This is a genomic window from Arthrobacter yangruifuii (assembly GCF_009192775.1).
In the GTDB taxonomy this organism is placed as follows: domain Bacteria; phylum Actinomycetota; class Actinomycetes; order Actinomycetales; family Micrococcaceae; genus Arthrobacter_B; species Arthrobacter_B yangruifuii.
In genome coordinates this window covers 120981-135595 of sequence record NZ_VTFX01000005.1, presented here as the reverse complement: position 1 = coordinate 135595, position 14615 = coordinate 120981, and the positions used below count along the sequence as shown (strand labels likewise).

Sequence of the window (14615 nt, the reverse complement as noted above, 5' to 3'; positions counted from 1 at the left end):
CACTGGCCAGGCACTCCCGAGAGGACACCCCATGACCACCGAACCCACCGGACCGTCCAACGACGCCGAGGACCCCCTTGGCCCCAGCGCTCCGCAGCCGCACCCCACCGGGGAACCCCGCACTCCGGGCAGCGCCCCGCATTCGGCCGGCAACATCCGGGACGATCAGGGCACCTCTGCCGCCGGCTCAGTGCCGGCCGCTCCGGAAAAAGCCGACGAGGCAGCAGAGGCGGCGCAGCCCGCCGACGCGGACGCCGACGCCGACGCCGACGCCGACCAGGCCTAACCGGCGCAGATTAGGCCCAACAGCCCTCCAGGCCTAACAGGCCTATTTCAGCAGGCCGGCCGCCCGCAGCGCATCGGCCATAGCTCCGGCGGGTACTCCCGGTGCCGCTCCCTAGCGGGACGCGGCACCGGGCTTTTGCTTCCCGCCCGCCTGGTCCGGGCCCGGGATACCGGTCCTGCCGGCGCCCGACGCCGGGATGCCGGTCCTGCCGGTGCCCGACGCGGCGCTCCCGGCCTTTGTGCCCGCCTTTGCCCTGTCATACCTGCCGGGGCCGGAGGCAGCACCGGCCGGGCTGCCGCTGCCTGAGGTGCGGCCGCCCGAGGTGCCGCCGGCCTCCCTGCCGGGAGATTTGCCGGGGCCGGGCCTGCCAGCGGGCCCCGCGGCGTCGTCGTCAAGGCGAAGCGTGAGGGAAATCCGTTTCCGTTCCGGATCGGCCTCCACCACCTTGACCCGGACCACCTGACCGGACCGGACCACCTGGCGCGGATCAGAAATGAAGGTGTGCGACATAGCGGAAATGTGGACCAGACCGTCCTGATGCACCCCCACGTCCACAAACGCGCCGAAGGCCGCGACGTTGGTGACCACGCCGTTGAGGATCATCCCCGGGCGCAGATCGGCAATCCGTTCAATCCCGTCGGAGAAGGTGGCCGTCTCGAAGGCGGGCCGCGGGTCCCGCCCGGGCTTCCGGAGCTCGGCAATGATGTCCAGGACGGTGGGAAGGCCCACCTGGTCATCCACGAAGGCAGCCGGATTGATCCCGTCCAGCACGGCTCCGGACGTGCTCATGGTCTCCCCCGCTGCAGCGAGGACCTTCCGGGCCACCGGGTAGGACTCCGGGTGGACACTGGTGCCGTCCAACGGCTCAGTGCCGGAACTGATCCGCAGGAAGCCCGCGCACTGCTCATAGGCCTTCGCGCCCAACCGGGGCACCTTCAGCAGGTCCCTGCGGCGGGCAAACGGTCCGTTGGCATTGCGGTAGGCCACAATGTTTTCGCTCAGCAGCGGACCCACGCCGGCCACCCTGGTCAGCAGGGACGGCGAGGCGGTGTTCACGTCCACGCCCACCGCATTGACGCAGTCCTCGATCACCGCGTCGAGGGAGCGCTCCAGCTTCGCCGGCGTCACGTCATGCTGGTACTGGCCCACCCCGATGGATTTCGGATCGATCTTCACAAGTTCTGCCAGCGGATCCTGCAGCCGCCGGGCAATCGAGACTGCACCGCGCAGGGAGACGTCCATCCCGGGCAGCTCAGCCGAGGCCAGGGCGGAGGCCGAGTACACCGATGCGCCGGCCTCTGACACCACCAGTTTGCGGACCACACCCCCGGACACCTCCTTGATCAGCTCTGCCGCCAGCCGGTCTGTCTCCCGTGAAGCGGTGCCGTTGCCGATCGCGATCAGTTCCACCCCGTGCTGCTGCACCAGCCCGGCAAGCGTAGCCAAGGCGTCCTTCCAGCGGCGCGCCGGGGCGTGCGGGTAGACCGTCTCCGTGGCCACCACCTTCCCGGTGCCGTCCACCACCGCCACCTTCACTCCGGTGCGCAGGCCGGGATCCAGCCCCAGGGTGGTGCGGTTCCCGGCGGGGGCGGCGAGCAGGACGTCGCGCAGGTTGGCCGCGAAGACCCGCACCGCCTCGGTTTCGGCATCGGCGAAGAGCCGCATGCGCAGGTCCGCGGACAGCTTGGCCAGAATCCGGCGCCAGGCCAGCTGCACGGTCTGCAGCAGCCAGGCGTCGGCAGGGCGTCCGCGGTCTGCGACGCCAAGGCGGGCGGCAACGGTCCGCTCGTAACGGGCGCGGGCGGCGGCCAGGGCGTCGGCGTCCGCGGGGTCACCCTCGGTCAGGGCCAGTTCCAGAATGCCTTCCTTCTCGCCCCGCAGCAGGGCCAGCACACGGTGCGAAGGCATTCCGGCGGGAGACTGGGAAAAATCGTAGTAGTCGGTGAATTTCCGCCCATCCGCTTCCTTTCCGGGCCGCACCTGCGAGCGCATCCGTCCCTGCCGCCAAAGCTTCTCTCGCTGTTCGGTCAGCAGGTCCGCGTCCTGGGAAAGCCGTTCAATCAGGATGGCCCGCGCGCCGGCGAGGGCTTCGGCAGCATCCGGAACTCCCTCGCGCAGATACCGTGCTGCTTCGGCCTCCGGAGAGCGCCGGGGATCGGACAGCAGCGCATCCGCCAGCGGTTCCAGGCCAGCCTCGCGGGCGGTCTGCGCCTTGGTCCGCCGCTTGCTCCGGTAGGGCAGGTAAATGTCTTCGAGCCGGGACTTGGTTTCCGCGCCGGCGACGGCGGCACGCAGCTGGGCGGTGAGCTTCCCCTGGGCCTCGATCGCCTCGAGAATGGTCCGCCGCCGGTCCTGCAGTTCGCGCAGGTACCTCAGCCGCTCATCCAGATCCCGCAGCTGGGCATCGTCCAGGGTCCCCGTTGCTTCCTTACGGTAACGGGCAATGAACGGAACGGTGGCGCCGCCGTCGAGCAGCTCCACCGCCGCCCGGACCTGCCACGGCGCCACCCCCAACTCGGCGGCCAGCTGGGCAACCACCTGCTCTTCGGCGGCTTCGGAAACGTTGACTGGTTCTACGGCACTTAGACTCACCCGGCCAATTGTTCCCCATTTGTCCCGTAGATGGGCAGATGCCGGTGCCGGGCCTAGTCCTGGCTGGTGAACAGTTGACGCCGCGCGCTCAGCAGTTCCACTTCGGGCCGGCCGGCGACCAGACGTTCCGCGGCATCCAGCACCTCCACCACGTGGGAGCGGTCCGCAGCCACCAGGCCCACACCAATGCCGGACCGGCGGTGCAGATCCAGGGATCCAACCTCAGCGGAGGAGACGTCCAGCCTGCGCCGCAGTTCAGCGAGGATCGGCCGCACCACCGACCGTTTCTCCTTGAGGGAATGCACGTCTCCCAGCAGCAGGTCCAGTTCCAGCGCTCCAATCCACATGAAACACATCCTTGCCCGGAGCATGGGTGCATGTCACGCCGGCCCTGCGGGTCCGGTGCCCCGGTGTTATGTTCGAAGGATGAGCGCTCCCCTCCGCCCGCGCCGATCCCCGCGCCGGCGCAACCTCGTTTCCGGCCTGCTGTTCGGTATTGGACTGGCCGCTTTCGTAGACGAAGTGGTGTTCCACCAACTGCTGCAGTGGCACCATTTCTATGACCGCTCCACCACCTCCGTGGGATTGCTTTCGGACGGCTTGTTCCACGCCTTCGGCTGGTTTGCGGCGGTAGCAGGGCTCTTCCTCTTCGCTGACCTGCGGCGCTGGCACGAGGCCCTTCTGCAGCGTTGGACCGGCGGCGTCCTGCTGGGCGCCGGCGTCTTCCAGCTCTATGACGGAACGGTGCAGCACAAGCTGCTGGGACTGCACCAGATCCGCTATGAGGTGGACCTGCTCGTGTATGACACCGTGTGGAACGCCGTCGCCGTACTGCTGGTCCTTGCCGGAGCGTGGCTCACGTACCGCACCCGGGCAGCCGTGCCGCAGGAACAGGCGGATGCATAGCCACGGCGGCGGAGGCGGCGCGGAGTCGCTGTTCTTCATTCCGGCCGTGGCAGCCCTGGTTGCCTACTGGGCGGGCGCCATGTCTCCGCGCTCCGGCCGGTGGCCCTGGTACCGCACCGTGTTCTTCACCGCGGGCGTGGCCGCCGTCCTGGTAACGGTCCTCAATCCCCTGGCCCAACTGGCGCACCGGGACTTCGCCGTACTCAGCGTCACCCATCTTCTTGCCGGGATGCTGTCCCCGCTGCTGCTGGTGCTGTCCCGGCCGTTCACCCTGGCACTGCGCACCCTTGACGTCTTTCCCGCCCGCCGGCTCTCCCGGCTGCTGCGCAGCAGATTCGTCCGGTTCCTATCCTTCCCGGTCACCGCCGCGGTGCTCAATACCGGCGGGATGATCCTGATGTTCCGCACCGGGCTGCTGACCGCCATGCAGGAGTCCATGCCGGTGCACTGGCTGGTGACCTTCCATCTGCTGGCCGCGGGCTACCTGTTCACAGCCTCCGTCATCGGGCGGGATCCCTCCCCGCACCGGGCCAGCTACCGACTCCGCGCAGTGGTCCTGGTGCTGTCCATTGCCGCGCACAACATTCTCGCCAAAACCATCTACGCCGACCCGCCCGCCGGCATCCCTGCAGCGGCGGCGGAACAAGGCGCGTTGGTGATGTATTACGGCGGAGGGGTGCTGGAACTGGCCCTGATTATCCTGCTGTGCCGGCAATGGTATGCCTCCGCCCGGCCGAGGGGCCGTGCCGCGTCCGTCGATCGGCAGCAGTAGGCCCCGCCAGCCGACACCCTGCACCGAGTGCCGGAAGGAGCAGGAAGTTCCAAAACCAGTAGCTTGAGGCAACTGTTGAGCAGGACCGGGCATTGTGTGCAGCATCACTATCCCTTAACAATGGACTATGACGGTTACCCTCAGGTCCCTGGAAACTGCACTCCCGCCCACTGTTCTGGTGCAGTCGGAGGTGCGCGACGCCTTCGCCACACAACCCGGTTTAACCCGGCTCGGTGAGCGGCTGGTGCGTACCTGCTTCAATTCGGCTGCCATCGACACACGCCGCACCGCACTGACCGAACTCTCCCTTACGGATACCTCGGAGCATCCACTGTTCTATGACGCCGCCAGCGGACTGCTGCTGCGGCCCAGCACCAAGACCCGGAACGACATCTTTGCGGTCGAGGCCACCAAGCTCTTCATCGAGGCCGCGGCCAAGGCGCTGGACGCGTGTGCCGGCATTACTGCTGCCGACATCACCCATGTCATCACCGTTTCCTGCACCGGCTTCTTCAACCCCGGACCGGACTATAAGGTGACCCGCGCCCTGGGGCTGAACCCGTCCGTTCAGCGCTACCATCTGGGGTTCATGGGCTGCTATGCGGCGTTCCCGGCCATGCGGGCCGCCAAATCCTTCTGCGAGGCCGATCCGGGGGCAGTGGTCCTGGTGGTCAGCGCCGAACTCTGTTCCCTGCATGTCCGCACCTCCAATGACCCGGATGCCATCATGGGGTCCTCGCTCTTCGCCGACGGTGCTGCCGCCGCCGTCATCACCGCCCGCGAGGACCTGCCGGATTCCGGACCGGCCATCGCTCTGGACCACTTTGAAACCATCCTGACCCCGGTCGGGGAGGAAGCCATGGCCTGGAACATCGGTGATGAGGGGTTCGAAATGGTGCTGGGCACCTACGTTCCGCACATCATCGACGATCACATCATCGGCGCCCTGAAACCCCTGCTGGCCCACGACGAAGCGGTGAGCTCCCGCCCCTACCGGGAGATCGAACACTGGGCCATCCATCCCGGCGGGCGCAGCATCCTGGACAAGGTCGAGGCGAAACTCGACCTCACCGAGCAGCAACTGATGCCGGCCCGGGAAACCCTGCGCACGGTGGGAAACATGAGCAGCGCCACCGTCCTGTTCGTCCTGAAAAGCATCCTCGAGCAGCCCTTTACCGGCGGTAACGAGAGGATCTGCTCCATGGCCTTCGGTCCGGGACTGACAGTGGAAACCGGATTGTTCACCCGTGTAGGTGGCCCGGCCGTGGCGGCAGTCCCGGCGGAGCAGGGTGCCGAGGACACGGTGCCGGCCCAAATCCCCGCCGCCGTATGACCCCTGGTTTCCCGTCCCTGGACACCCGGGCAGTGGATGCAGTGGAGGAAATGGACCGGCCCGACGCCGATCCGCAGCGCCTGGACCGCACCTACGCCCAGTTCTGGCTCATCAATGCGGCGGTCTCGGGGTGGCGCCGGAACTATGTGCGTTACCTCCGGCCGGTGTTTGCCGAACGCGGCGGCGGCACCCTGCTGGATATCGGCTCCGGCGGCGGGGATGTTCCCCGCTGCATCGCCCGCTGGGCGCGCCGGGACGGCTTCGCGGTGGAGATCACCGCCATCGATCCGGATCCGCGCGCACATGCCTTCGCCTCGGCCCTCCCGGCACTGCCGGGACTCTCCTTCCGCCGCGCCTACAGTTCTGATCTGGTGGCGGAGGGACGGACCTACGACGTAGTGGTCTCCAACCACATGCTGCACCATCTGGCACCGGCGGAACTGCAGGCACTGCTGGCGGACTCGGAGCAGCTGGGACTGAAGCTGTGCCTGCACAGCGATATTGAGCGCAGCCGCTGGGCGTATGCGCTGTTTTCCCTCGGCACCCTGCCGTTTTTCCCGGGTTCCTTCATCCGGGTGGACGGGCTGACCTCCATCCGCCGCAGTTTTACGGCGGCGGAACTTGCCGAGGTGACACCGCCGGGCTGGCAGGGCCTGCAGCAGTGGCCCTGGCAGAACCTGCTGGTGTTTCCACCGCGCCCCGGGGCGGATACGGGGGAAAACCGCCGTGTGGGCTGAGACTGCTCCCGTCACCGCGCCAGATGCCTCAGCACCGGCCGCCCCCAGCGTTCCCCGCAGCTCTGCCGACGTGGTGGTGGTGGGCGGCGGGCCGGTGGGAATGTACCTTGCCGTCCTGCTGCTGCAGGAGGGGGTGTCCGTTCAGGTGCTCGAACAAAGGGTGAACCGCAGCGGGCATTCCCGGGCCATTGGAGTCCATCCGCCGGCGCTGGAGTCCCTGGCGAAGGCCGGCATCGCCGAAGCCATGACCCGCGAGGGCATCCGCATTACGCACGGGGAGGCCCGGAGTGCCGGCCGGAGAGTGGCCCGGCTGGATTTCGCCGCGGCATCGGCACGGTATCCCTTTGTCCTTACCCTGCCGCAGGTCCGGACCGAACAGCTGTTGGAGCAACGCCTGCATGCCCTCGATCCCGGGGCACTGGTCCGGGCGGCCCGGGTGGATGCCGTGACGGACAGCGGTGCCGCGGTCCGGGTGCACGGAACCGGCGGCGGCGGGCCGTTCACGGTAGATGCGTCGCTCCTGGTAGCGGCCGACGGCGCTAGGTCCTCGATCCGGTCCGCACTGGAAACCCGCTGGTCCGCCCGCGAACTGCCGGACACGTACCTGATGGGAGATTACCCCGACGGCACCGGGGACGGGCCGCTCGCGGTGCTCTACCTCGAGCCCGAGGGAATTGTGGAGTCCTTCCCCCTGCCCGGCGGGCTGCGCCGCTGGGTGGTCCATACCGATGCGCTGGAGCAGGATCCCACCGCGGTGCACCTGGCGGAGCTGGTTCGCCGGCGGACCGGACATCGGCTGGATAGTGCGGGGAATTCCATGCTGAGTGCTTTCGGCGTCCGCATTGGCCGGGCGCACCGGCTGGTATCCGGACGTACTGTCCTGATCGGGGATGCCGCCCACCAGATCAGCCCGATCGGCGGCCAGGGCATGAATCTGGGGTGGCTGGATGCCGCGGCCCTTGCCCCGATTATCGCCGACTCGCTGCGCGGATTACCGGCGGGAGGGGCGCTGCGGGACTTCGAACGGCGGCGTCGCCGCGACGCCGCCGTTGCCTCGGCCCAGGCTCAGCTCAACATGGTGCTGGGCCGGCCGCTCCCCGCGGGGATGATGGCCCTGCGCAACGCCGGGCTGGAACGGATGTTCCAGGTCCCGGCGCTGGGCGGGGTAGTTGCACGGCGTTTCAGCATGCAGTAGCTACTGCTACGCCCGGGTGGTACCGCTCTTTTCCGGATCGCCGGCCAGCCGTGTCCCTTCGCTGCCGGCGTTCGGGACGGTGGCCGGTTCAACGGTGGACATGGCGCCGGTGTGGAGGATCTCGGCGCCTCCTGCCAGACCCGGTTCAACGGGGTTGGAGGACGTGGGCTTGATGTCCAGGGTCCGGCGCAGTGCCTTCTCCTTGATGAACAGCACTGCTACGAGTGCGATGATGGCCACCGCGGCAGCGATCTTGAAGATATCCGCCGTGCCTTCGGCATAGGCGATCCGGAAGAACTCCTGGACTGCCGGCGGAAGCCCGCCGAGGTCCAGGGTGGCCGTGGTTCCGCTGCCGTCGGTCGGCATGCCCGCATTGTTCAGTTCCTCCGTGACGCGGCGGCTGACGGAGCTGGAAAGGACTGCACCCAGCACCGAGACGCCGATGGCGCCGCCCACCGTGCGGAAGAAGGCAACGGAGGCGCTGGCGGAACCAATGTCGGAGGTTTTGACCGTGTTCTGCACAGCCAGCACCAGGTTCTGCATCAGCAGGCCCATGCCCACCCCGAGGACGAAGATGAACAGGCCTACGAGGACCATCTGGGTTTCATGGTCAATGAATCCGGCCAGTCCGGTGCCAATGATTACCAGGATCGTGCCGATGATCAGGAACCGCTTCCACTTGCCGAAGCGGGTGATGAGCAGGCCGGATCCAACGGATCCCAGCAGGTTGCCGGCAATCATGGGAAGCATCAGCAGCCCGGCTTCGGTGGGGCTGAAGCCGCGGGCCAGCTGGAAGTACTGCCCCAGGAAGGTGGTGGAACCGAACATCGCGATGCCCACGGCAACGGAGGCGATGATGGCCAGCGCAGTGGTCCGCTCGGTAACGATCTTCAGCGGAATGATCGGTTCGGCAACCTTGGATTCCACCAGCACCAGCAGTGCCAGCAGGATGATGGAGCCGCCCACCATGGCGGCCGTTTCCCAGGACCACCAGTCGTAGTAGTCGGGCTTGCCGGCAAAGGAGACCCAGATCAGGAGCAGGGAGACGCCTGCGGTGAGCAGGATCGAGCCCAGCCAGTCGATCTTGGCGGGACGGCGTACGTGCTGCAGGTGCAGGGTGACCTGGAGCAGGAAGAGCGCGACGACGGCGAGCGGGACACACAGGAAGAAGGTCCAGCGCCAGCCCAGCGGGCTGTCCACGATGAAGCCGCCCAGCAGCGGGCCGCCGGCGGTGGCCACTGCCATCACGGCGCCCATGTATCCGGAGTACCGGCCGCGTTCCCGCGGCGGAATGATGGACCCGATGATGGCCTGTGCCAGTGCGGTCAGGCCGCCCATGCCCAGGCCCTGGATGACGCGTGCGGTCAGCAGCAGATCCATGGAGTGGGAGAAGCCGGCGAGGACGGAACCGGCAACGAAGATGACGATGCTCAGCTGCACCAGCAGCTTCTTGTTAAACAGGTCCGCCAGTTTCCCCCAGATGGGGGTGCTTACGGCGTTGGCCAGCAGGGCGGCCGTGACCACCCAGGCAAAGTCGGTCTGGGTTCCGTGCAGGTCGGCCATGATCGTGGGCAGCGCGTTGGCCACGATGGTGGTGCTCAGCATTGCCGTGAACAGCGCGGCAAGCAGGCCGGTGAGGGCCTGCAGGATCTGTCGGTGGCTCATCTCGCCGGGAACGTGTTTCTTCCGGGCGGTCTTGGTTTCGGTCACTTAGTTGTTAGCTCCTGGGGAAGGGATACGGGGGTTTCCGGAGTCGGCGCGGTGGTCCCGGGCGCTCGGCGGAATGAGGCAAAAAGCGAGTCGGAGAGTGATCCCAGGGTGGTGGAGGCAAGCTGCGCCTCCTCCTCGGACCAGTCGGCCAGGGCTTCCTGCAGCAGGACGGTCCGGCCGGCGAGGGCTTCTCGGAGGACGGACTCGCCCAGCTCGGTCAGGCTGATGAGGTAGGCGCGTCGGTCCTGCGGGTGCGGGCGGCGGCGGACATACCCGAGTTCTTCCAGCTCTGCTACGTGCCGGCTCATCCCGGCGGGGCCGATGCCAAGTTTGGCGGCGAGTTCGGTTGCCCGCAGCTCGCCGTCTTCGCCGATCATCCGCATGACGCCCTGCAGTGCCACTCCGGGGCCGCCGGTGTTGGCACCGTGCTGGGTCAGGCAGCGCAAGGTGCGTTGCAGCGTGTGGATTGTCCGGATCAGGTCATCCGCCGTTTCTTGCTGCATGGGGACGGGTCTCCGAAGGTAAGACATTGTTAGTTGACTTAGGCAACTATACAAGCAAATTTGCCTAGGTCAACTAACTAAATGGAAAGCCGTGCTTCCGGCCGCGGATCCGACGGCCGGAAGGCGCCTAGGCCAGATGGGTGGGCGCGAACAGGCCGATGCGGGCCTCGACCACCACCACGTTGGGGCCTTCGGCAGCAAAGGATTCCTCCAGCGCGGTGCGGATATCCCCGGGAGCGCAGCGGCGGGCCGGAACCCCGAAGGATTCCGCGAGCAAAACAAAATCCGGGCGTGCCAGTTCGGTGGCGGTGGCCTTGCCGAAGGCTTCCTCCATGTATTCGCGCAGGATGCCGTAGCCGCCGTCGTCGACAATCAGCCAGGTCACCGGAAGGTGATGCTGCCTGGCCGTGGCCAGTTCGGCAATGGAATACATGGCCGAACCGTCCCCGGACACCGCGAGCACCCGCTCCCCCAGGCCCACGGCTCCCCCGATCGCGCCGGGATAGCCGTAACCCAGTCCGCCGGCGCCCTGCGCCGAATGGAACTGTCCGGACTTCGCATCCCAGCAGCTCCAGGCCCAGTAAGCGGAGATGGTCATGTCCCAGTAGGTCTGCATGCCGTCCGGGACGGCGGCGCGGATGTCGGCCATGAACCGGCGTTCCCTCTCCAGTCCCTGGGTGTCCAGCCGGGCCTGCACGCGGGCCAGGGCGCCGGCGACCATGTCCTCGGTGCCCTGGCCGTGCCAGTCGGGGAGGTGTTCGGCTGCCGGCAGGGCAGCGTTGAAGGCGTCCAAAGCCTGCCGGGCATCGGCGCGGATGCCGAGGGCCGGACGGTTGGACTCCAGGACGCGGGGTTCGGCGTCGATCTGGATAATGCGTCCGCGCGGAGCCATGGTGAAGTAATTGGAGGTCACTTCGCCCAGCGACGAGCCGATCACCACCAGGACATCGGCGTCCTCGAGCACCTCGGTCATATGCCGGTCCTCCATCCAGGACTGCAGGGACAGCGGATGGTTCCAGGGGAAGGCACCGTTGCCGCCGGGCGTGCAGATCACCGGGGCGTGCAGCTTCTCGGCAAGGGACAGGAGCGCGGCTTCGGCTCCGCTGCGCCGTACGCCGCCGCCGGCAATGACGGCGGGGCGGCGGGCGTCAGAGAGCCAGCGGACAGCTTCCTTGACCAGTTCACTGCGCGGCGGGTTGTCGAACGGCTCCGCGAGCGCGTCTTCCACGGCCGGCACCATCACCGGGTCGAGCAGTACGTTCTGCGGAACTTCGATCCACACCGGTCCGGCAGGGGAGGAAATGGCTTCGGTCCAGGCGTCCTGAATGGCCGAGGGAATGCCGGAGGCATGCTGGATCAGCCGCTGGCTCTTGGTGACATTGGCCGCTGATGCCTTCTGGTCATCGAGCTGGTGCAGCATACCCCGGCGCCGGGCGCCGAGGCCGTCAAGGGGAATCTGGCTGGCCACCACGATCATCGGCACACCCGTGGCATAGGCCTCCTGCAGTCCGGCCAAAGACGTCAGGGCACCGGGACCGGTGGAGAGGAACAGCACGCCTACCTGCCCGGTCGCACGGGAGAAACCGTCGGCGGCAAAGGCCGAGTTGTTTTCCACCCGGGAAGAAATGAACTCCAGCCGTGACCGGGAAAGCGCATCAAAGAGTCCCAGGGCGTGCTGGCCGGGAATGCCGAACACCTTGCTGGCCCCGAGGGCCTCCAGGGTTTCCACCACCAGGTCTCCGCCGTTGCGGACGGGACCGGAGTCTTCCGAAGCCCTGCTCATGCGGACAGTCCCATCAGGGTGATGAGGTCATAGGCCACGTGCGAGGCAGCCACCGCGGTGATGTCGGCGTGGTCATAAGCCGGGGCGACCTCGACGACGTCGGCACCCACCAGGTTCAGCCCGCGCAGTCCGCGGAGAATCTCCAGCAGCTCACGGCTGGTCATGCCGCCGGCCTCGGGGGTTCCGGTGCCCGGCGCGTGGGCCGGGTCCAGGACATCGATGTCCACGGAGATGTACAGCGGCCGGCCGCCGATGCGGTCCCGCAGCTTCGCCACCACCTCGTCCACGCCCTGCCGGAAGACGTCGGAGGAGGTGAGGATGCCGAAGCCGAAGCGGCGGTCATCCTCCAGGTCTTTCTTGCCGTACAGCGGGCCGCGGGTGCCGACGTGCGAGATGGCTTCGGTGTCCAGGATGCCTTCCTCGACCGCGCGGCGGAACGGGGTGCCGTGCGTGTACTCCGCACCGAAGTATGTGTCCCAGGTGTCCAGATGGGCATCAAAGTGCAGCATGGCCACCGGGGACCCTGCACGCTCGGCAGCGGCCCGCAGCAGCGGCAGGGCGATGGTGTGGTCTCCGCCCAGGGTCAGCAGCTTGGTGCCGTGTTCCGTCAGGTCCAGGGCGTTCTGCTGGACCGTCTCAATGGCCTCGTTGATATTGAACGGATTCACGGCCATATCCCCGGCGTCGGCCACCTGCAGGTTTTCGAACGGCGAGGCATCCAGCGCCGGGTTGTACGGGCGCAGCAGCCGGCTCGCTTCCCGGACGTGGTTGCCGCCGAACCGGGCGCCGGGGCGGTAGGACACACCGCTGTCAAAGGGCACCCCCACCACGGCAACGTCTGCCTGCTCCACCTGGTCCAGCCGGGGCAGCCGGGCGAAGGTGGCAGCCCCCGCATAGCGCGGGACCTGGGCGGCATCGACGGGTCCGATATGGCCGTTGGCGTTCACGCGGGGAAGGTTGTTCATGGGTGCTGTCTCCGGTTCCGTGGTGGGCGCCGTTGCCCGGCACCAAGGGTTACCTGAGGGTAACCAAAAGTTTACCTAAAAGCTAAAGTGGAACTGCCGTCGGGGTCAAGACTAGGCTGAGAGCATGGCGGCCCACGATAACAGCGAAGACCCTAACTACGACGTCGATGTCCTGATTGTGGGAGCCGGCCCCACGGGGCTAGCCCTCGCTGCCCAGCTGGCCGCCTTCGGGGCGAGTTTCCGCATTATTGACCGGCGCCAGTCCCCAGGGACAGAATCGCGGGCCATCGCCATCCAGCCCCGCACCCTGGAAGCACTGCGTCCCTTCGGCGTGAGCGGCGAGCTGGTTGCCGCCGGGCATCCTGCCCGCGAGCTGCACCTCCATCTGCCGGAGGAAACTCTGGAAATGGATCTGTTCGACACCGGGCTGGAGGACTCGGCCTTCCAGCAGCTGTTGTTCCTGTCGCAGGCGGAAACCGAACGCATCCTGACCCGGCATCTGCTCTCCCGCCGGGTCAGCATTGAACGCGGTGCCGAGCTGCAGGACCTGGAGCGGCTGGATCCGGAGGACCCGTTTGCCGGCATGGAAGCGAAGATCCAGCGGATGGACCGCGGTATCGAACGCATCCGGGCGCGCTACGTTGTCGGTGCGGACGGCGCCGAAAGCACGGTCCGCTCCAAGGCAGGCATGGACTGGCGCGGTGGCGCCTACCCGGACACCTTTATCCTGGCGGACCTCGAAATAGACGGCGCGGAACCGGATGCCGTGCATTCCTACCCCACGGAGGACGGCTTCCTCTTCCTGTTCCCGCTGGCCGGCGCGGCCACCTGGCGGATGATCGCCATCAAGCCGCCGCATAAGCCGGCCACGCTGGAAACGCTCCAGGAATTGGCCGATACGTTCTCGCACGGCGCGCTGAAGGTCCGGGATCCGCAGTGGATCAGCACCTTCCGCCTTTCGCACCAGGTGGCCGAATACTTCCAGCAGGGCTCCGTCTTCCTGGCCGGCGATGCAGCCCACGTCCACTCCCCCGTGGCCGCCCAGGGCATGAACACCGGCATCCAGGACGCGTTGAACCTGGGCTGGAAGCTCGCATTGGGGGCCCGCGGCCTGGCCAGTGACGAACTGATCGACAGCTACGACGCCGAGCGCCGCCCGGTGGGCCGGGACGTGGTGTCCACGACGGACCGCATCTTCAAACTGGCCACCAGCCGCAACGGGCTGAAAAAGCTCCCCCGTACCAAGCTCCTGCCCGCCGTGGCCCCCAAGGCGATGGCCTGGGACGGACTGCGGTCACGGCTCTTCCGCACCATGGCGCAGTTCAACGTCAACTACCGCGGCAGCAGCATCGTCGACGCCGGTTCCTCCCGCCTTCCGCACCTCCTGGCCCGCGGACCGCGTCCGGGTGACCGCCTTCCGGACGCCGATGTCATCCAGCAAAAGCGGGAACGGCGCCTGCAGGATCTGGTGGCCACTCCCGGCTTCTCCGTCCTCCTCAGCGGACCCGGCTGGCCGCAGGACACCCCGCACCAGCTCCGCGCAGCGCTGCCCCAGCTCGCCGGCCTGCTGAACATCCAGCAGTTGACCGCCGGCAGCAGCCTCCTTGCGGATGCTCCCGGCCTGATCAAGGACGTCAGCGGCCTGGCGTTCCACCGCCTGGGGCTGAGCTCCCGGCGCCCTGAACTGCTGATCATCCGCCCCGACGGCTATGTGGGCTACCGCTCCGGCGGCCTGCACATCACCGCAGCGGTGGAGTACCTGCAGCGCCTGACCCGGAATTCCGAAGTGGAGCCGGCCGCCGGCAACGCCCGGCCCGGATCCGCTGCCTAGCG

The 14615-nt window shown here is 67.5% G+C and carries 13 protein-coding genes; 7 read left to right on the top strand and 6 right to left on the bottom strand.

Features of this window, described 5'->3' with window-relative positions; genetic code table 11:
• The first annotated feature begins 31 nt into the window (after nucleotides 1–31).
• Nucleotides 32–286, top strand: a complete 255-nt coding sequence (locus tag GD627_RS11585; protein ID WP_152272627.1) for a hypothetical protein — start codon at nucleotides 32–34, stop codon at nucleotides 284–286.
• Nucleotides 287–397: 111 nt separating this feature from the next.
• Here GD627_RS11585 and GD627_RS11580 read toward each other — a convergent pair whose 3' ends face one another.
• Both GD627_RS11580 and GD627_RS11575 read right to left on the bottom strand, forming a co-directional pair.
• The gene (locus GD627_RS11580; protein WP_246165468.1) at nucleotides 398–2878 is read right to left on the bottom strand and encodes a Tex family protein; all 2481 of its coding nucleotides are present in this window, start codon (nucleotides 2876–2878) and stop codon (nucleotides 398–400) included.
• A gap of 53 nt (nucleotides 2879–2931) precedes the next feature.
• On the bottom strand, nucleotides 2932–3225 hold the full coding sequence (locus GD627_RS11575) for a DUF503 domain-containing protein (RefSeq protein WP_152272625.1): 294 nt from the start codon (nucleotides 3223–3225) through the stop codon (nucleotides 2932–2934).
• A gap of 79 nt (nucleotides 3226–3304) precedes the next feature.
• Between GD627_RS11575 and GD627_RS11570 the strand changes: the two genes are divergently transcribed.
• The 5 genes from GD627_RS11570 to GD627_RS11550 all read left to right on the top strand — a co-directional run bounded on the left by GD627_RS11570 (nucleotide 3305) and on the right by GD627_RS11550 (nucleotide 7821).
• Nucleotides 3305–3784, top strand: a complete 480-nt coding sequence (locus tag GD627_RS11570; protein ID WP_152272624.1) for a DUF2243 domain-containing protein — start codon at nucleotides 3305–3307, stop codon at nucleotides 3782–3784.
• A complete protein-coding gene (locus tag GD627_RS11565; protein ID WP_194266042.1) occupies nucleotides 3777–4556 on the top strand; it encodes a cytochrome c oxidase assembly protein in 780 nt (259 codons plus the stop codon). The genes GD627_RS11570 and GD627_RS11565 overlap by 8 nt, the downstream gene beginning before the upstream one ends.
• A 127-nt stretch (nucleotides 4557–4683) precedes the next feature.
• Nucleotides 4684–5889, top strand: coding sequence for a type III polyketide synthase (locus tag GD627_RS11560; RefSeq protein WP_152272622.1), 1206 nt, complete (start codon nucleotides 4684–4686; stop codon nucleotides 5887–5889).
• A complete protein-coding gene (locus tag GD627_RS11555) occupies nucleotides 5886–6626 on the top strand; it encodes a class I SAM-dependent methyltransferase (protein ID WP_152272621.1) in 741 nt (246 codons plus the stop codon). Before GD627_RS11560 ends, GD627_RS11555 begins: the two co-directional genes overlap by 4 nt.
• A complete protein-coding gene (locus tag GD627_RS11550) occupies nucleotides 6616–7821 on the top strand; it encodes an FAD-dependent oxidoreductase (RefSeq protein WP_246165467.1) in 1206 nt (401 codons plus the stop codon). The genes GD627_RS11555 and GD627_RS11550 overlap by 11 nt, the downstream gene beginning before the upstream one ends.
• 6 nt (nucleotides 7822–7827) lie before the next feature.
• Here the strand turns inward: GD627_RS11550 and GD627_RS11545 are convergent, their stop codons facing one another.
• From GD627_RS11545 to speB, 4 genes are all read right to left on the bottom strand, one after another.
• The gene (locus GD627_RS11545) at nucleotides 7828–9531 is read right to left on the bottom strand and encodes an MDR family MFS transporter (protein ID WP_246165466.1); all 1704 of its coding nucleotides are present in this window, start codon (nucleotides 9529–9531) and stop codon (nucleotides 7828–7830) included.
• Nucleotides 9528–10034 carry a MarR family winged helix-turn-helix transcriptional regulator gene (locus tag GD627_RS11540; RefSeq protein ID WP_152272620.1) on the bottom strand — a complete coding sequence of 169 codons (507 nt, stop codon included), beginning with the start codon at nucleotides 10032–10034 and terminating at the stop codon, nucleotides 9528–9530. The genes GD627_RS11545 and GD627_RS11540 overlap by 4 nt, the downstream gene beginning before the upstream one ends.
• 127 nt (nucleotides 10035–10161) lie before the next feature.
• Entirely contained in the window at nucleotides 10162–11817 is a 1656-nt protein-coding gene (locus GD627_RS11535) for a thiamine pyrophosphate-binding protein (protein ID WP_152272619.1), read from the bottom strand.
• Nucleotides 11814–12782 carry an agmatinase gene (speB, locus tag GD627_RS11530; protein WP_152272618.1) on the bottom strand — a complete coding sequence of 323 codons (969 nt, stop codon included), beginning with the start codon at nucleotides 12780–12782 and terminating at the stop codon, nucleotides 11814–11816. The genes GD627_RS11535 and speB overlap by 4 nt, the downstream gene beginning before the upstream one ends.
• Before the next feature lie 124 nt (nucleotides 12783–12906).
• Here speB and GD627_RS11525 point away from each other — a divergent pair, with 124 nt between their 5' ends.
• A complete protein-coding gene (locus GD627_RS11525) occupies nucleotides 12907–14613 on the top strand; it encodes an FAD-dependent monooxygenase (protein WP_152272617.1) in 1707 nt (568 codons plus the stop codon).
• Nucleotides 14614–14615 lie beyond the last annotated feature (2 nt).